The 18,705-nt window shown below is 42.4% G+C and carries 13 protein-coding genes; all 13 read left to right on the forward strand.

Features of this window, described 5'->3' with window-relative positions:
• Nucleotides 1-35: 35 nt before the first annotated feature.
• The 13 genes from H8S07_RS03655 to H8S07_RS03715 all read left to right on the forward strand — a co-directional run bounded on the left by H8S07_RS03655 (nt 36) and on the right by H8S07_RS03715 (nt 18,693).
• Nucleotides 36-176, forward strand: coding sequence for a hypothetical protein (locus H8S07_RS03655; RefSeq protein WP_172679303.1), 141 nt, complete (start codon nt 36-38; stop codon nt 174-176).
• 6 nt (nt 177-182) lie between these two features.
• A complete protein-coding gene (locus tag H8S07_RS03660) occupies nt 183-1,271 on the forward strand; it encodes a DUF5688 family protein (protein ID WP_186855423.1) in 1,089 nt (362 codons plus the stop codon).
• A 68-nt stretch (nt 1,272-1,339) separates the two neighbouring features.
• Nucleotides 1,340-9,022 (forward strand): DEAD/DEAH box helicase family protein, encoded by a 7,683-nt coding sequence (locus tag H8S07_RS03665; protein WP_186855424.1) that lies wholly within the window; start codon nt 1,340-1,342, stop codon nt 9,020-9,022.
• An 81-nt stretch (nt 9,023-9,103) separates the two neighbouring features.
• Nucleotides 9,104-11,863, forward strand: coding sequence for a YodL domain-containing protein (locus tag H8S07_RS03670; RefSeq protein WP_186855425.1), 2,760 nt, complete (start codon nt 9,104-9,106; stop codon nt 11,861-11,863).
• A gap of 27 nt (nt 11,864-11,890) precedes the next feature.
• Entirely contained in the window at nt 11,891-12,097 is a 207-nt protein-coding gene (locus H8S07_RS03675) for a PIN domain-containing protein (protein ID WP_055059678.1), read from the forward strand.
• 284 nt (nt 12,098-12,381) lie between these two features.
• The gene (locus H8S07_RS03680; RefSeq protein WP_054337273.1) at nt 12,382-12,621 is read left to right on the forward strand and encodes a helix-turn-helix domain-containing protein; all 240 of its coding nucleotides are present in this window, start codon (nt 12,382-12,384) and stop codon (nt 12,619-12,621) included.
• A gap of 87 nt (nt 12,622-12,708) precedes the next feature.
• Nucleotides 12,709-13,446, forward strand: coding sequence for a LytR/AlgR family response regulator transcription factor (locus tag H8S07_RS03685; RefSeq protein ID WP_173738629.1), 738 nt, complete (start codon nt 12,709-12,711; stop codon nt 13,444-13,446).
• On the forward strand, nt 13,443-14,738 hold the full coding sequence (locus tag H8S07_RS03690) for a sensor histidine kinase (protein ID WP_055057315.1): 1,296 nt from the start codon (nt 13,443-13,445) through the stop codon (nt 14,736-14,738). The genes H8S07_RS03685 and H8S07_RS03690 overlap by 4 nt, the downstream gene beginning before the upstream one ends.
• A gap of 101 nt (nt 14,739-14,839) precedes the next feature.
• Nucleotides 14,840-14,998 (forward strand): cyclic lactone autoinducer peptide, encoded by a 159-nt coding sequence (locus tag H8S07_RS03695; protein WP_005344225.1) that lies wholly within the window; start codon nt 14,840-14,842, stop codon nt 14,996-14,998.
• Nucleotides 14,998-15,582 carry an accessory gene regulator ArgB-like protein gene (locus tag H8S07_RS03700; RefSeq protein ID WP_186855426.1) on the forward strand — a complete coding sequence of 195 codons (585 nt, stop codon included), beginning with the start codon at nt 14,998-15,000 and terminating at the stop codon, nt 15,580-15,582. The genes H8S07_RS03695 and H8S07_RS03700 overlap by 1 nt, the downstream gene beginning before the upstream one ends.
• Before the next feature lie 97 nt (nt 15,583-15,679).
• Entirely contained in the window at nt 15,680-16,405 is a 726-nt protein-coding gene (locus H8S07_RS03705) for a thioesterase II family protein (protein WP_055057316.1), read from the forward strand.
• 10 nt (nt 16,406-16,415) lie between these two features.
• Nucleotides 16,416-17,114 (forward strand): 4'-phosphopantetheinyl transferase family protein, encoded by a 699-nt coding sequence (locus H8S07_RS03710; RefSeq protein WP_055057317.1) that lies wholly within the window; start codon nt 16,416-16,418, stop codon nt 17,112-17,114.
• A complete protein-coding gene (locus H8S07_RS03715) occupies nt 17,104-18,693 on the forward strand; it encodes a (2,3-dihydroxybenzoyl)adenylate synthase (protein WP_055057318.1) in 1,590 nt (529 codons plus the stop codon). The genes H8S07_RS03710 and H8S07_RS03715 overlap by 11 nt, the downstream gene beginning before the upstream one ends.
• The last annotated feature ends 12 nt before the right edge of the window (nt 18,694-18,705 follow it).

The following is an 18,705-nucleotide window of genomic DNA, read 5'->3' on the forward strand; positions in this document are numbered from 1 at the left end:
TTCATACAAAAAAACACAGAAAGGAACAGAAAACTATGATGAAAACAATGGAAAAAAGACAGGAAGCACGAAAAAACCAGGAGAAAACAGTAAAGAGAATGATGGCTTATCAGAAGAAAGCTGAGCAGATGGTCAGCAGAAAAAGAATGAACCATCACATGATCAGAAAGGGGTAAAAGCGTATGATGAACAGAAAAGAATTTTATGAATATGTCAAAGACAATGTAAAGGAGTATCTGCCAGAGTCTTATAAGGACGCAGAAATTAAACTTCAGGAAGTAGAAAAAAACAACGGTTTGAAACTGACAGGGATTACGATTCCAAACGGAGATCAGAGAATCGTACCGACAGTCTATCTGGATTCCCTCTACCAGGAATATATCCATGGAAAAGATGTAGATTCTTGTGTTGGTGATGTAGCTGATATGCGTATTGAGGCACAGGGAAAAGCAGAATTTTTTGATATGGGAGTTCCAGATATTCTGGATTATGAAAAGATGAAAGACAAATTACAGGTGCGAATTTGTGATAAGGAATGGAATACCGATCTTCTTGCAGATAAAGTAGTCACAGAACACGGAGATTTTGCAGCTTATTATGCAGTAAATCTGGAGGAAAATGGAGAAGGGATCAGCAGTATTCCGGTAACTGTTTCTCTGATGAACGAGTGGGGAGTATCTGCCGAACAGATTCAAGCGAATGCGATGGTGGCAGACCGAAAACGTGGTGTCACACTTATGGATATGAATGAGATTATCAAATCTATGATTTTTGGTGAAGAACCAGAAAACCTGCTGAATGAAAAAATGGATATGGAAGCCATGGAAAACCCAATGTTCTGTCTGACAAACAAAGCTAAGATGAATGGAGCTTCCCTGTTACTGCAGGAAGATATTCGTAAACAGATTGGGGAATGCCTGGGAAGTGATTACTTTGTCATCCCATCTTCCATTCATGAAGTGCTGATTCTTCCTGATAACGGCATTTTTCAGGTTCCGGAATTAAATGCGATGGTACAGGAAGTCAATGAGACACAGGTGGAAAGACAGGAACAGCTTTCGGATAAGGTTCAGTTCTGTGATAAAAAGACCGCAGTAATGGAAAATGCTGAGCGTAGGGAAGCTCGTTTGGAGAAAGAAAAAGCAGCCGAAAAAGTGGAAGTAAAAGGTGGAATCCATGGAAGACTGGAAAAAGCCAAGGCAGAGATCAAGGCAAAAGAGGCAGACAAAGTGCCAAAGAATAAGTCAAAAGATCTTGCCGCAGCATTATAAAGAGAAACAACGATGATTTTAAGGGGACTGTACTAAGCAGTCCCTGATTTTATGAAAAGGAGTAGCACATGGCAAATAAATTATATGCAATGGAACATCTGACGGAAGAGGTGGCAAAAGATGTAGCTACCAGTCCGCAGGAATGGATGCGGTTCCTAAACACTTCATCCAGACTGTACAAATACACTTTTCCAGAACAGCTTTTAATTTATGCACAGCGACCGGAAGCAACTGCCGTAGCATCCATGGAAATCTGGAATCAGAAGATGTACCGCTGGATCAAAAAGGGATCCAAGGGGATTGCCTTGATTGACAATACTTCCGGACCAAAAACAAAACTTCGGTATGTATTTGATGTGCAGGACACTTATAAAGTGCGGAATCTGGGAAAAGATCCACAGTTATGGAATCTTCCGGTGGAAGGTGAACAACTGGTTGCAGATTATCTGCAGGAGCAGTTATCACTGGAAGATACAGAAGGAGGGCTTGCTGAAAGTCTGCATCAGGCAGCGAAGGAGAGTATGCAGGAATGGCTTCCAGATGCATTGGAAGAACTGAGACTGGATGTGACAGGGACATTTTTGGAAGAACTGGACGAACAGAATCAGGAAGTAGAATTCCGGGAACTGATGACCAATAGTGTCTGGTATGTATTACTAAACAGGTGTGGACTGGATGTACAGGAATATCTGGATGCAGAGGATTTTCGACATATTACGGACTTCAATCAGCTGAAAGTATTAGGACATCTGGGAAGTGCAGTCAACGAGATCAGCAGACCAGTTCTGATGCAGATTGGACGATATGTTCTGAATGATCTGGAAAATGACCTGAAAACGGTTGCAAAAGAAAAAGAAGTAGCTTATAATGAATTTAACACGTTAATTCGTGAAAGTAACACAGATAACACAGAAGATAGAGAAGAAAAAAAGGAGGAAACAGACTATGAGAGAGATCAGTTACAGCCAGAACGGAGAGTATCAGATTCCAGATATCAGCCTGGAAGAGACGAGAGGAACCATCGGCAAGTACGGAATGATGCGGAAAGAGTATCTGAGAAATCACAAGGTAGCCAGGTTCAACATTCTGACACTGCAGAACCGTCTGGACAGTCATCTGATGGAGATCGACAGCCAGGCAAGACAGAGAGTAGACGACCTGATGAACGAACTTCTGGAGAAAGATCCGGCACCGGACAAAATGGCAGACGGGATGGCATGGACCAGACACATGAACCAGATCAAGGCACAGGCAGAGGAGCTGGTGATTCAGGAGATTATTTACAGTTAAGTCTGTTCCCAACAGAAGAGGAACAGTTAGGAGAAATAAGGAAAGCGGCAGCTGCATTGGAACAGCCAGCCGCTTTTCTTATTTCCGATGAAGTGGTAAATGATATTCTCCGCACGGGAAGCGGACAGAAAAATACACTGTTTCATATTACAGCAAGACTGATTGAAGGTCTGGATAATGAAGAAATGCGGAGTTTTCTGAAAGATGAATATGGAACTGGTGGCAAAGGATTTACCATAGATGGTCAGAAAATCAGTATCTGGTATGACAATGATGGTATCCGTATCCGGCGAGGGGACTCTGCCAGAAGAAACTTTGACCGCATGGTTACGTGGGAAGAAGCAGCGAACAGAATTCGGGATATGTATGAGGATGGAAATTACGTGGATAATTTGATTTCCAATAATGCCATTGAACAGGAGCAGGAAGAAATGACCAATCTTCTTGCACTTCATTTTCGGGATACTTGCAGAAACTGGGAAAAGAAACAATCATATTCAGACTGGCAGGATGTAGTGAGTGGAGCATGGACAGATCAAGAGGAAGCAGATGCGATTGTCTATCGTTTTGAATGGCTGCAGAAATATATGGATGAGAATCCGGGAGATTATCACCGCTGGGAGATTCAGCATAATCCGGAATATTTCCAACGCTTTCAGGATCTTCAGAGGGAGCGTTCCTGGGTAGACCAGAAATTTACGGTCGAACGTCCGGCACTATCCTTTATCACACAGGATGAAATTGACGCAGTGTTAAGAAGAGGCGGCATTACTGCAGGAGGACGTAACCGAATCTATGAGTATTTCATGGAACATCATGATATGAAAGATGCAGCTGAGTTCCTGAAAAATGAGTATGGAACAGGTGGTTCCTCACCCGGAATACCAGGAGCAGATGCTTCCGACGCATCCCATGATGCAAAAGGATTAAAACTTGCAAAAGGGAAAATTGGCAGTCCAGAGGTAGAAGTTTTATTAAAGTGGAACAAGGTTGCAGAACGTGTTCGCCAGTTAATCCGCACAGATGATTATTTGTCACCGGAAGAAATGGAAAAGTACGAAGAACGACAGGAAGCACAAAGACTGGCAGATTTGGAAGAAGCACAGCAGATGTTAGGAGAACAGCTGGAGCAGGATACTTTGACAGCGGAAGATATAACTGATTTGCGATTAGTTGATTCAGAATATATGTCTGGTACCAGAACAAAAATCCACGATTTTGATTGCAAAGTTAAGGGAGAAGCGAATCGACTTCAATACACATTAGAATATCATGATGATGGAGAAGATTTCACGATTCATACGGAAAAAGATGATATTTGGAATCGAATGTCAACACAAGAATTGGAACGTCTGGATGTAAAACTCGGACAAGAAGTACTTTATTATCATTATCACAATAAAACTGTAAATGCGGATACTTTAGATGAATTACGGGAAATTAGGGAAGAAATTATGGAGGAAGAGTCCTTGTATTTTACTGCTATTTCTCAACGTGTGTGGACAGATTATGATAAAAAAGAAAAAGAATTATCTGGAGAAGTTGAGGTATCGGAAGAAAAAGAATCTTTGGAAGAGATTAACGGAATATCAGAAACGATTCCAGCAACGAACTTCCGCATCACAGATGATGAGCTTGGACAGGGTACAGCAAAAGAAAAGTTCCGTGCCAATATCATGGCTATCCAGTTGTTAAAGAAATGTGAGGATGAGAATCGCAATGCAACACCGGAAGAACAGGAAATCTTATCCAGGTACGTTGGCTGGGGAGGTCTTGCAGATGCATTTGATGAGACAAAATCTGCATGGGAGACAGAATATCTGGAATTAAAGACCGTCCTTACACCGGAAGAATATGCTGCAGCCAGAGCTTCCACATTAAATGCTCATTATACACAGCCGATTGTGATTGAAAGTATGTATCAGGTGTTGGAGAATCTGGGATTTACAAAGGGAAATATCCTGGAGCCATCTATGGGAGTCGGGAACTTCTTTGGAAAGCTTCCAGAGAATCTAAACCAGTCCAAACTCTATGGAGTGGAACTGGACAGCATCAGTGGCAGAATTGCTAAACTTCTCTATCCAGATGCCAATATCCAGATCAAAGGCTTTGAGAAGACGGATTATCCCAATGATTTCTTTGACGTGGCAATCGGAAATGTGCCATTCGGTGCATATAAGGTCAATGACCGTCAGTATGACCGCTACAATTTTATGATTCATGATTACTTTCTTGCCAAGACTATAGATCAGTTACGTCCAGGTGGTGTAGCTGCGTTGATCACAACAAAGGGAACTATGGACAAGGCATCACCGGAAGTCCGGAAATATTTGGCAGAGCGTGCAGACTTGTTGGGGGCAATCCGACTGCCGAACACAGCTTTTAAGGCAAATGCAGGAACAGAAGTCAGTGCTGATATTTTGTTTTTCCAGAAGCGTGAGAGTTTCACAAAAGAGATGCCAGACTGGGTGAATTTGGAGAGTGATGCAAATGGGATTACCATTAACAAGTATTTTGTTCAGCATCCGGGATTGATTCTTGGTGAGATGAAAGAAGTGTCCGGTCCGTATGGTATGGAAACAACCTGTGCTCCAATGGAAGGAGCTGATCTGGAATTACAGTTACAAGAAGCTGTAAAACACATCAAGGGAAGCATGGTAGCGGCAGTAGATATAGAGGCAGAACTGGATGAGATGCCAGAGAGTATTCCGGCAGATCCGAATGTTCGAAATTACAGCTATACGGTGGTAGATGATCAGGTATATTACCGTGTCAATTCTTTGATGAATCAGGTGAAAATGCCTGCAGCCACTGCAGAACGTGTAAAAGGCATGGTTGCAATCCGTGATACCGTTCGTGAACTGATCGCCATGCAGATGGAAGAATTTGTCACAGACGAAGAAATCCAGAAACAGCAGAAAAAACTGAATCAGGTGTATGATACCTACACAGCAAAGTATGGAGTTATTGGAAGTAATGCTAACAAACGTGCATTTTCTGATGACTCTTCTTATTGTCTGCTGTGTTCCCTGGAAGACTTGAATGAAGATGGAACATTGAAGCGGAAAGCGGACATGTTTACCAAACGAACCATTAAAAAGGCGGTCGCTGTGACAAGTGTGGAGACAGCTACAGAAGCACTTGCTCTGTCCCTAAATGAAAAGGCTAAAGTAGATCTCCCATATATGGCACAGTTGACCGGAAAGACCGAAGAGAAAATCACAGAAGAGCTGGTTGGAGTTATCTTCAAAAATCCACTGACAGACCAGTGGGAAAGTGGAGATGAATATCTGTCCGGAAATGTTAGGGATAAATTAAATACAGCGAGAACTTTTGCAGAGAATCATCCAGAATTCACACCGAATGTCCGTGCATTGGAGGCAGTTCAGCCGAGAGATCTGGAAGCATCGGAGATTGAAGTGCGTATTGGAGCCACCTGGATTGAACCTTCGGATTATCAGGAGTTTATGGTGGAACTGCTTCATACGCCGAGGTATCTTGCGCAGAAGGAAATACAGGTAAAATTCTCTGAGATAAATGGTGAGTGGAGGATTACAGGAAAGAACGCCGACAGTCCAAGAAATGCGTTTGCCTATGCAACGTATGGAACGGAGAGAGCAAATGCCTACCGGATTCTGGAAGATACCTTGAATCTAAAAGATGTTAGAATCTATGATAAAGTCGTAAATGACAATGGGGATGAAGTGCGAGTTTTGAATAAAAAAGAAACTATGTTGGCATCACAAAAGCAGGATGCTTTGAAGGCTGCATTCCAAGATTGGATTTTTAAGGATCAGCAGAGGAGAGAAAGACTGGTAAGCGTGTACAATGAACGTTTTAATAGTATCCGTCCCCGTGAATACGATGGAAGTCATCTGACTTTCCCAGGAATGAATCCGGAAATAGAACTTCGATCGCATCAGAAAAATGCAGTCGCACATCAGCTATACGGTGATAATGTGCTTCTGGCACATGTAGTAGGAGCTGGGAAGACTTACGAAATGGTAGCGGCGGCAATGGAGAGCAAACGTCTGGGATTATCTCAGAAAAACCTCTTTGTAGTTCCAAACCATTTGACGGAGCAGTGGGGAGCAGAATTCCTGCAGTTATATCCAGGGGCGAACATTCTGGTAGCAACGAAAAAGGATTTTGAACCGGCAAATCGAAAGAAGTTCTGTGCCAGAATCGCTATGGGAAATTACGATGCTGTTATTATTGGTCATTCCCAGTTTGAGCGTATTCCAATCTCTGATGAGAAACAGGAAGCCATGCTTCAGAGGCAGATTGATGATCTGGAAATGGCAATCCAGAGTGCAAGGTATGAACAGGATGGTGGACGTTATACCGTCAAACAGATTGAAAAGACAAGAAAAACATTGCAGACAAGGCTGGAGAAACTGAATCAGAAAGAGAAAAAAGATCAGGTAGTTACGTTTGAAGAACTGGGAGTGGATCATTTATATGTAGATGAAGCACACAGTTATAAAAACGCATTTCTTTATACAAAAATGAGAAATGTAGCCGGGATTGCACAGAATGAAGCACAGAAGTCGGCGGATATGTTTAATAAATGTCAGTATCTAGATGAGATTACCGGAGGAAAAGGCATTACCTTTGCTACGGGCACACCGATTAGCAACAGCATGACGGAATTATATGTTATGCAGAGGTATCTGCAGAACAGCAAATTACAAAATATGGGACTTGGACTGTTTGATTCCTGGGCCTCCACCTTTGGCGAGGTAGTCACGAGCATTGAGCTTGCACCAGAAGGAACAGGCTACCGTGCAAAGTCAAGATTTGCAAGATTTTATAATATTCCGGAACTGATGAATATGTTTAAGGAGATTGCAGATATCAAGACTTCCGATCAGTTAAAGCTTCCTGTGCCAGAGGCGGAATATGAAACAGTGGTGCTGAAACCAACGGAACAGCAGAAAGAAATCGTAGAAAGTCTGGGGGAACGTGCAGAAGTTGTCAGAAACGGAGGGGTAGATGCTTCGGTTGATAATATGCTGAAAATTACCAATGATGGAAGAAAATTGGCATTGGATCAGCGTTTGGTGAACGAATTATTGCCAGATAATCCAGAAAGCAAAATATCAGTCTGTGCAGAGAAAAGTTATGAGATCTGGAAAGGCACGGCAGCACAGAAATCTGCACAATTGATTTTCTGTGACTTGAGTACCCCGAAAGGCGATGGCAGCTTCAATGTTTATGATGACTTGAAGCAGAAATTGATGGAAAAAGGTGTACCGGAAAAAGAGATTGCTTTTATTCATGATGCAAATACAGAAGCAAAGAAGACGGAGCTGTTTGGAAAAGTGAAATCCGGGCAGGTTCGTTTTTTGATTGGCTCAACAGCAAAGATGGGTGCCGGGACCAATGTGCAGGATCGTCTGATTGCGTTGCATCATCTGGATATTGGTTGGAAACCATCTGACTTGGAACAGAGAGAAGGGCGTATTATCCGCCAGGGAAATCATAATAAAAAGGTTCATATCTTCCGATATGTAACAGAATCCACATTTGACAGCTACATGTGGCAGTTGATTGAGAACAAGCAGAAATTCATTTCTCAGATTATGACCAGTAAAGCACCTGTGCGAAGCTGTGAAGATGTGGACGAAGCGGCACTTTCCTATGCAGAGGTCAAAGCTCTTGCAACCGGAAATCCAGCAGTAAAAGAGAAGATGGCATTGGATGTTGATGTGGCAAAATTAAAACTTTTAAAAGCCAACCACATGAATAACCAGTATCGCCTGGAAGATGATATTGCAAGGAATTTTCCACAACAGATTGCAAAACTGACAGAAATCATTGACAGCTACAAGGCAGACATCGCTCATTATTCTGAGCATAAAAGCACAGATCCAGAGCAGTTTACTATGGAGATTGGTGGCAAAGTGTTCACAGAAAAGAAAGAGGCAGGAGCAGCACTTCTGGCGGTATGTAAAGATATTAAAACTGTAGATGCTGCGATGGATATCGGAAACTATCAGGGATTCAATATGAGGATTCAGTTTGATGGATGGAGTAAAGAATTTATATTATCTGTCAAACATGAGGCTGTCTCGAAAGTTCATCTTGGAGCAGATGCACTTGGAAATATTACCCGTATCAACAATCTGTTGGACAGTTATCCAGAGAAGCTTTCAGAAGCACAACAAAGATTGGAAACAGTGTATGAACAGATGGCAAATGCGAAAGAAGAAGTGGGAAAGCCATTTCCAAAAGAAGAGGAGTTGAACCAGAAACTGGAGCGACTGTCAGAGCTAAATGCATTGCTCAATATGGATGAACGGGAAGATGCAGAAGCAGAGGTATCTGAATCAGATGAGAAAGAAGAAAGACCGGCACGTGGTTCTATCCATGAAAAACTGCAGATTTATAAAGAAAAGAGTCAGCGGGAAAGTGAAACTGGCAAGGATAACAGAAAACGGGACTTTGGTCTGGAATAAGAAAACAAGGAAGATGGCATAATCTGACAGAAAGTATGTTCTGTGGGTTATGCCATTTTTCAGAATACAGGAGGAACTTATATGGCAAGAAACAGGATAATAGGTAGAGAAACGCAGAAAATGCAGGAATATACGCAGGAACAGATCAATCAGGCAGAGAGTAGAGGTATAGAAATATCAACAGATGTAAAAGAACAGCTTTTTGAATATGCGAATCTGATCGGCGAGAAAGAGAAAGTTAGGGCTTTGGTAAGAAATCTGGCAGATGCAGTGAGCCAGGCAGATTCAGAAGGTGTAGAGGATTTGCTGGATGACGCAAGAATGGATATTCAGGAACTGCCAGATCCAACCATAGGTAAGCTGGAACTACGTGACTATGGATATATGGAAGAAGATATGGTGCCACTTAGAAAAGAAGCAGCTTTGGATTATCACAGAATGGGTTCTAAGATTTATCGTCTTGGCAGTGCTGGCAGTAAAGGTGAATATGCGAGTAAAGAAATGATACAGGCACATGACGGTTTGTTTGGAATGGAATCGCAGATGTGGGAACGGATAAAAGATAACAACCTAGATTATGCAGAAGAAAATTTAGGAGCATTTCAGGAGCCTATGAGTGTCATTGAGCAGGAAGAAGCACTGAAATTATACGATGCAGGAGCAGATATCTATCTGATCACTAATTTTTCATCACCTATGTATGTCACAGAACGCATGGAAATTGAACGAGGACCGGAGCATTATCAGATGTCTATGACAGAACTGGAGCGTTTCCGTAACCTGGAATGGGAAATGCAGAAATATCCACAGATTCAATCTTTGAAAGAAGCAAATCTGTTGTTAGGAACAAGAAGGACATTTGGAATTTATCAGATTCGGGATGATTTACCGGGAGAAAACTATGCATTTATGAATATGAGTTTTATTGAAAGTCATGGTATGCAGATAAAAAAAGAAGATTATAAGCTGGTCTATGTTGGTGAATTATCAGGAAATATGTCACTGGATGATATTTTTGAAAAGTTCAACATTGACAGACCGGAAGACTTCCGTGGGCATTCCCTGTCTGTCAGTGATATCATAGTTCTGAATGACGGGAAAAAGGTAACTGCTCATTTTGTAGACAGTATCAGTTTTGAACAGCTGGATTCTTTCCTGAATCTGGAAGAACAGGTTCTTAGTGAACTGGCATATGAGGTAGGAGAACGATATTTTGCTATTCAGAGAACAGAAGAAGGATATGATTATTCCTTTTACGATGAAGATTTCCGCTTGATGGATGGTGGCATTTATGAGAATGATGAAATTTCTATTGAAGAAGCGGCGGAGGAACTTTTGGAAGACGAAGGCTGGACGGGAGAACGCATCCGTGGGGATTATGATCAGTTGATGGAAAAAGTAGAAGAAATGGATGAAGCTGTAATGGCAGAGATTCAGAAAAGCCAGGGCGAATATAAGCCATTGGCAAAGGTGGAGGAACTGGAAGAGGCCAATTATAACATGATTGATAATGTACTCAATAATATGCCGCCTAAGAAAGAAGCTTATCTGGAATATTATGCTGCAGAATGTGATGAAATTCATGATATGGGAGCTTATGAGAAAAGCACAGATGTGAAAGAAATCGCAGCAATCTATGAGAAGTACAGAGAAGATCCGGAAAACGCTTATAAAGGCAGTGGAATGGGGATTATTTATCGTGATCCGGAGGATAGCTTGTTTGATGAAACAGAACTGTTGATTGTAATGGGAACAACGATACACGGCGACTTCTTGGATAATGTGCGGTTTTTAAAAGATCAGCCGGTGGTGCGTGAAGGTTTGGAGAAGATTCATAAAGCATTGCCTGATTATAAATATATCCCGATTCAGGATGTGCGTGAGGCAATGTATCCGAAAAAAATGACAACAGAAGAACTGGCAGCAGCATTGGATGAGATTGCGGAAGACTTCGATCCGTATGACTATCGGGACCATGTAGAGCCAGGGCAGGATACCATACAGGAAGTCATGCTGGATCTGCAAAGTGGAAATGTTGGTTCTTATATTTCCTTTCTGAAGGATGTGATTGAAGAAGACTGTGAGCAGTCCGTGTGGGCAGGTGTTTTGCTGGAACGGCTGAAATCCTACGAACCAGATATATCCAAAGAAACAGAGCCAATGGTGTATGTGAATTACTGTGAAAAGCGAGAGCTGATGGAACCACGCTGTCAGAAGCTCTCAGATCTGGATTCCCGTACTGCACAGAAGGATAAGGAATGGTACGCAGACCGTAATCCGAGGACGGATGAGCCGATGGTAACAGCCCAGATGTTTTTTACTATATATTATGCGGAAAAAGGCGATAAAATGCTGCAACATTTCAAAGGGAAAATAGATATTGGAACAGGAAATGGCGGTATTTTAAGTCAGCTGAAACTCCAAAATGAACTGAAACTTACGGATGAAAACTGGATTGGTTATCTGAAAAACAAGGGAAATGAAGAGTTTCAGAAGTGTATGGAAGATCTGACCGATATGCAGAACCATGTGCTGCCATATTTGCAGAGCTTTTGCAGTCTGGAAGAAAAAAATGTGCAGGAAAAGCAGGAACGGCAGGTTGCAGAAAAGCAGGACAGCAGAGTAGAAGCGTCAAGAGCAGCGAATGTGACAAAAGGGGATAATGACAAAGCTGTGAAAAAGGTAGTTTCGAGTATGCAAACAGAAAAGAATAAAGCAACTACGAAGGCAAAGAAGCCATCTATTCATGAACGACTGGAAATCAATAAGAGAAAAATCCAAGAAAAGCAGGGAAAAGATGAGCTGGAGAGAGGAGCTGATCGGGATGTAAGAACGGTATAAATTTATAGAAAGGCACTTGGCTCCGTTTTGGACATAGCAAAAGTGCTGACAGTGACGAACGAAGATGTGCTGCCTGCTTATTTGCAGAGAGTATCTGATTTTGAAGACTGCCTACTTGCAACTTGTACGAAGGCGAATCAGTGTGATGCGATTGTGACAAGGAATAAAAAGGATTTTCTTTCCTTTTGGATTACATTGCTTTCTCCGGAAGAACTGCTGAATATTTATTCGTAAAAATATGTTTTTACAATCGGCAGCAGAAGGAAAGTTGAATGATAACTCCGATCCAGCATACTGCAAAATATAAAAATTTTATAACAAAGTGGAAAACCCTGCGTAGGATCAGAAATGTTCTCACAGGGTTTCATGTATCTAATAAAATATAGAAATTTAGCGGATTTCTGCTAGAATAAGAAAAACTGTTAAAAAAATATCGTACATAGATCAAAAAGACTATATATGGGCGACCTTTTAAAGCCGATTTATATAAAATAGAAGAAAAAAAGGTGGTCGATACCGTGGATATAAAAACAGCGGTCATATATCGTTTAAACGATCTGATTAATCAGAAAGATATCACAGTGAATGAGGCGGCGGTATGTTCTGGCGTTCCTCCTTCGACATTAAAGAATATCTTGTATGGTCAGAGTAAGAATGCTGGCGTAGTTACAATAAAAAAGATATGCGATGGATTGGATGTCACAATACAGGAATTTTTTGCTGATCCCATCTTTGCAGATTTGGAACCCGAACTATAGGAAGAGTAAATGTTCATAGGATTCAGATTCTGCAGGATGGATTTTTTATGAAAAAGGGTTAGGAAAAACTAACTTAGGAGGACATAGATGTATAAAATAGCAATTTGCGATGATGATAAAAATTACAGGGAAAAAATAGAGAAGGTTATAGAAACGGAAGGGATTCTTCCTAAGAGCGAGATACGGTTTTATGAATACGAGTCAGGAAAGGAACTACTGAAAAATGCTGATATTTTGCATGATTTGGTCTTTATGGATATGCGTATGCCCGGATTGGATGGGAATAAATCGGTACTGAAGCTGAGGGAATACAATAGGGCAGCGATATTGGTGTTCTGCTCCGGATACTTTGAGCCGACTTCAGACAGCATCAATATTGGGCAGCCGTTCCGGTATATTATGAAAGACTTGCATGACAGAAGTCTGAAAAGGGAAATCCCTGCGATTTTATCAAAAGTAAAATTGCACTGTGGAGATTCTTCCGTGACGGTTACATCAGCGGGAAGAGTAATTCGTATCTATACGGAAGACATTTTATATATCTGTCTGGCGAAAAGGGGTTGCTCTATATACGTTGCTAGGCAGGGGGAGATAGATGAGATACATTGTAAGGAATCTTTAGGCGATTTATATGAACGTCTGGCCGGAAGGGGATTTGAGTATGCACATAACAGTTATATTGTAAATCTGGCGAAAGTGGAAGGATTGGAAAAGAATGTGGCGCTGCTACAGATGGGAATCCAATTGAATGTTTCAAGGTCGAGAAAAGGTCAGTTTGCTGACGCTCTGATCATGTTTCTTGGGGAAAGGAACGGCATGGTATGATAGTAAGAGATTTTTTGATCTGCCTTCTTCAGATGTATCTGTTGGAAGATCTGGAAAAGAACATGCTTCCATACAGAAGAGAAAACTTTTGGGGAAAATTTCTCGTATATTTTGTCGTAGCGCTGATAATGCTCGGAATCAACCACTTGGAATCCTCAATATTTAATATGGTAATGATTCCGGTAACGTATATGATTGTGTCAATGGTTGTGTTCCGGGGAAATATATGGAAGAAGCTGGTTATAGTATGCTGCTATTATGTGCTGGCAATTATTCCTGAATTTCTCTTTGCAACGCTTACGAATGCGTATGGCGTGACTGGTGCATCTGAGGGTTTTGGGACGGAAATAGAAAAAACATTAGCGCTACTACTGATGAGTACCATGACATTTCTGTTTATTAAATGCATTAATCAGGTAACGAGAAAAAGGGATTATCTGACGATTGAGAATAAAACTTTTACTGTGCTGCTCATGCTGCCAACCGCTACGATCATTATATTAGGATGTGTGTTTTATTCAAATATTTCTTTTGAAGGAATGAACAGGGTTATGGTTCCGGTAGGAGCTTCGCTGCTGCTATTGACGAATATCTTCATTTTCTCAGTGTTTGACCGGTTTGTAGAGAAATCAGAAGAAGTGAAGAAGATGGACCGGCTTTACCAGAAAAGCAGGGCGGAGATTGCTAATTTACAGTATATGAATAAGGTCAATGAGGATAACAGGGCATTCTTACACGATATAAATAAATTCATTTGTACAGTAGCCGGTTTGATGGAAGAAGGAGAAAATCAAGAGGTTAAGGAGATTATGGAACATTTAGGTGTCCGGATTCAGAGCCTTCAAAAAGGTGTGTATTGCGAACACCCGATCTTGAACAGCATCCTGTGCGAAAGGAAATTCCTTGCGGAATCTAAAAATATTTCCTATAAGATTACTCTGGGTAATGATCTCAGGCTGGACTTTCTGGAAGAACTGGATATGATCTCAATCGTAGGTAATCTTTTGGATAACGCACTGGAAGCGGCAGAAAAGACAAAAGATGGCCGATATGTGGAATGCAGGATGTATATGGGAAATGAGGAACATTTCCTTGTTATGGAATTTTGCAACGGGTATGTTGTTCCACTGTTAAAGGACAAGGACCGGTACATAAGCACCAAAAGAGATGCAGACAGTCACGGGATCGGACTGCATACGGTGGGAAAACTGGTTAAAAAGTATGCGGGAATTATGAGAGTGGAGGCCGGAGAACGGGAGTTCTCTGTTAAGCTTATCTTTACAATAAAATAAAGATGTGCAAAAATCGCCCAAAAAGTTACCGTTTTTGCCACGGTAATTGAAAAGAGGGCGATTTTTGTGTAAACTTTCGGAAAAAAGGAGGCTTTGTAACTATGAAAAAAATAATCAGAAAAAACCTGGGAATCAAACTGCTTGGAGCTGTAAACTGTCTTGCACTCTGCTTGACGGCGTATACGGCAAATCTGGCGTGCAACTGGCTGTACTATCAGGAAGATGAGCCGGAAGAAGTTAAGAAAATGAGGAAATTCTAGTGTGGAAAAAAATGGCTGGTCGGCTTTTTGAACTACAAAGCAGGAATGGGATTCTTGAAGAGAAAGACCGCAGGCTGTATGAATATGCTTACGGCGTACTGCTGGGCAGGGTGGTAATATACCTTATCATCGTCATACTTGGCATCATAACGGGGAATTGGATGGAGATGATAGTCTTTTTATTGCCCTTTACTGTTTTAAGGCAGTATGCCGGAGGGATTCATTTGGAAAAGGCAGGGGGCTGCATGGCTGTTTCCGGTATCCTTGTCCTTCTATGCAGTCTGTATCTGGCGTCTGCTCCGGCTGTAATATGGCAAATGCGGATCATATGGTTTGTCGCGGTTGGCGTTATATTTATCATGGCGCCGGTAGATGCCGGCAGCAAGAAGTTGGATGCGAAAGAGAAAAAAGTTTATGGGATGCGCGCGAGGGTAATTTTAGTTATTGAATGCGCGATAGCAGGTGTTTTTTCTGTGATTGGATATTCCCTGATCGTAAACGGGATTATGGTAGCGCATATTGTTTTGGCGTCTGGTTTAATATTAGGATGGACCAAAATTTTTTTTGATAAAGAGTTAGAGTGAACTAATCCATGATAGGAATAAGAAATACCTGGGAAAAGCGTATTGCAAAAGGATGATAAACAGAACAAAAAGAACATGATACAAGAGGAATATAAAAGTGAATTTGAAATTGATAAAAAATACAGAAAATATCAACAAAGAGAAAATAACCTTGTTCTGCCTGCCGTTTGCAGGAGGCGGTGCTTCTGCTTATAACCAGTGGGCGAAAAAGATGCAGGGGAAAGTAACGGTATGCCCAGTTCAGCTTCCGGGAAGGGAAGAACAGATCATGGAGAAACCGTATATAGATATGTCGGTTATGTTAGATGACCTGGAAGAGGCTGTAAGAAAGGTTGTGTACGGACCGTATGCCTTATGGGGACACAGTATGGGTGGGAAGATCGCCTATGAGCTGGAAAAACGGTTGGAGGCAGCGGGATATACTGCAAAATGCCTGTTTATTTCCGGCAGCCGGGTTCCTAGTATTCCGGAGCCAAATCCAATCTATCATCTTCCGGATGAAGAGTTTAAGAGGGAACTGGGGAGATTTGAAGGGACGCCCAAGGAGGTACTGGAGAACCAGGAATTGCTGGATTTCTTTCTGCCTATGCTGCGGGCAGATTTTACCATGGATGAAACGTATTATGACAAGGCGGGAATAGTGCTGCATACGCCTATCGCTGCATTTGGCGGAGAAAAGGACGGAGAAGCGGATGAGAGTGCGATCTTGGAATGGGGAAAGTATACGGACAATGATTTTAACTACCGGATATTTCCGGGAGGACATTTTTATCTGCGGGATTGTGAAGACGAAGTAATAAGTGAGGTCATGAGACTGCTTTAGAGAATGAAAAATGGAGATTAAACGATACGGAGAAAAGGAATTTCTGTCAGCAGACAAACTTTATATCCGTGAAAATGAGATACATATATGGTGTATCCGCTGGCCTGAAATGACAGATTTCTGGAAGAACCATGAATATATCCTGAGTGGGCAGGAATTGGAGCAAGCCGGAAGATTCCGTTTTCCTGAAGACAGGATGCGTTATATAGCCGGGAAGGTTGTCGTGCGGATCCTCTTAAAAAGATACTTAGATATGGAAACGATTGATTTTTCTGTCAATGAACTGGGTAAGCCTTATCATAAAGAAATCGCAGGAAAGCAGACAGTCAATTTTAATATTTCGCATTCGGGGGAATTCATACTGGAGGGATTCGCTGTCGGAATGGATATCGGAGTGGATGTACAGGAAATGGCAGGATGCCCGGATTACAGGGAGATAGCCGGGAATTTCTATACGGCAGAAGAAGCGGAAGATGTAATAAATGAGGGACCGGAACTGTTTTTCCAGTATTGGGCGGCGAAAGAAGCGTATGTAAAAGCGATCGGTATTGGATTGGGAAGAGGAATGGATTTCTTCTCTGTCAGAAACGGGGAAATTACAGAAAAAGGCAGGAAAGGCCAGGGATGGCATTTGTATCCGGTAAAGATTGAGGGATATGCTGCGTATGTGGCGGCGCATAAGAAAGGAGACAAATCAAATGAGTTATAAGAAGGATATGAGCAAATACGAGCATCTGGAAGGATGGGAACGATGCGGCTTTGGAGAGCAGCTTGATAAGTGGGCGGAAAAATATGGAGAAAGAACTGCGGTCACGGACAGCGAAGACGAGATCAGTTATATGGAATTAAAGCAAAAAGCAGATTGTCTTGCGGCAGCTTTTCTGCGTAAAGGGATTTTAAAGGGAGACAAAGTGCTTGTGCAGCTTCCGAATAGGATTTCTTTTGTGATCGTGTTTTTTGCGCTTTCCAAGATTGGGGCGGTGCCAATCATGATGCTGCCGGCCCACAGGGAGGCGGAACTGGAAGGAATTATTGAACTGGCAAAGCCGGCCGCTTATATTGTGGTGGAGAAATATCTGGGATTTTCATATGTGCCGATGGCAAATGCGATGAAAGAGAAATATTCATGTATCCGGCATATATTTGTAGATAGCGAATCCGGGGATATCAGTGGAATGATTGCGGAAACGTGTGGAGAAAATGGAGCATTTCCGGCTGTGGATGGGTATGAAACGGCGGTGCTTTTGCTGTCCGGCGGGACGACAGGGGTTCCGAAACTGATTCCGCGCACCCATACGGATTATATGTATAATGCCCGCATGTCCGCGAAGAGATGCCGCTTGGATAGCAGTGACGTTTATCTGGCGTCTCTTCCGGTAGCTCATAATTTCCCATTATGCTGCCCGGGGCTTTTAGGCACGCTGGACGTGGGAGGAAAAGTTGTGCTTGCGTCTGCGACCAGCCCGGATGATATCCTTGACGCAATTACAGAGGAAGGTGTCACGATAACGGCATTGGTTCCTGCTATGGTTACTGTGTGCATGGAAATGCTGGAATGGGATGAAAATTATGATATATCCAGCCTGCGGATTTTGCAGGTGGGCGGCGCAATGCTGGAAGATTCCCTTGCGGATAAGATCATTGAAGAATGGCCGTGTAAACTGATGCAGGTATTTGGTACGGCGGAGGGGCTACTGTCCTTTACTAGCCCGGAGGATGAAGGTTCCCTGATCGCAAGATGTCAGGGAACTCCGGTGTCTCCAGCGGATGAAGTGAAGATTGTGGATGAAGAAGATAAGGCCGTACCGGAAGGAGTTTTTGGGGAATTATTATCCAGAGGCCCGTATACGATTGATGGTTATTATATGGCGGAGGAAGCGAATAAAAAGAGCTTTACGCCGGACGGATTTTACCGGACGGGCGATAAAGCTATGTGGACGAAAGACGGAAGGTTACGTTTGGGCGGGAGGATCAAAGAGCAGATTAACCGCGCCGGAGAAAAGATCATGCCTTCAGAGATTGAAGCTTACCTTTGCAGGCATTCGAAAATCAAAGAGGCAGCCGTTGTCGGCGTTCCGGATGAAACCCTTGGAAACCGGATATGTGCATTCCTTGTGACCGATGATGAAGCCGGGATCGATTTACAGGAAATCCACAGGTTCCTGCGGGAAATAGGCATTGCGGCGTATAAAATGCCGGATCAGATAGAACGGGTAGAGACATGGCCGCTGACCAGCGTAGGAAAAATAGATAAGAAAGCATTAGAACGGATGGCGCAGGAAAAATAGAAGGAGACAGAA

Origin of the sequence: Dorea hominis, from assembly GCF_014287705.1 — a bacterium.
Taxonomy (GTDB): domain Bacteria; phylum Bacillota; class Clostridia; order Lachnospirales; family Lachnospiraceae; genus Dorea_D; species Dorea_D hominis.

Coding starts and splice junctions, on each gene's coding strand:
- H8S07_RS03655 (WP_172679303.1), top strand. CDS start 36: ATGATGAAAACAATGGAAAAAAGACAGGAAGCACGAAAAAACCAGGAG.
- H8S07_RS03660 (WP_186855423.1), top strand. CDS start 183: ATGATGAACAGAAAAGAATTTTATGAATATGTCAAAGACAATGTAAAG.
- H8S07_RS03665 (WP_186855424.1), top strand. CDS start 1,340: ATGGCAAATAAATTATATGCAATGGAACATCTGACGGAAGAGGTGGCA.
- H8S07_RS03670 (WP_186855425.1), top strand. CDS start 9,104: ATGGCAAGAAACAGGATAATAGGTAGAGAAACGCAGAAAATGCAGGAA.
- H8S07_RS03685 (WP_173738629.1), top strand. CDS start 12,709: ATGTATAAAATAGCAATTTGCGATGATGATAAAAATTACAGGGAAAAA.
- H8S07_RS03690 (WP_055057315.1), top strand. CDS start 13,443: ATGATAGTAAGAGATTTTTTGATCTGCCTTCTTCAGATGTATCTGTTG.
- H8S07_RS03695 (WP_005344225.1), top strand. CDS start 14,840: ATGAAAAAAATAATCAGAAAAAACCTGGGAATCAAACTGCTTGGAGCT.
- H8S07_RS03710 (WP_055057317.1), top strand. CDS start 16,416: ATGGAGATTAAACGATACGGAGAAAAGGAATTTCTGTCAGCAGACAAA.
- H8S07_RS03715 (WP_055057318.1), top strand. CDS start 17,104: ATGAGTTATAAGAAGGATATGAGCAAATACGAGCATCTGGAAGGATGG.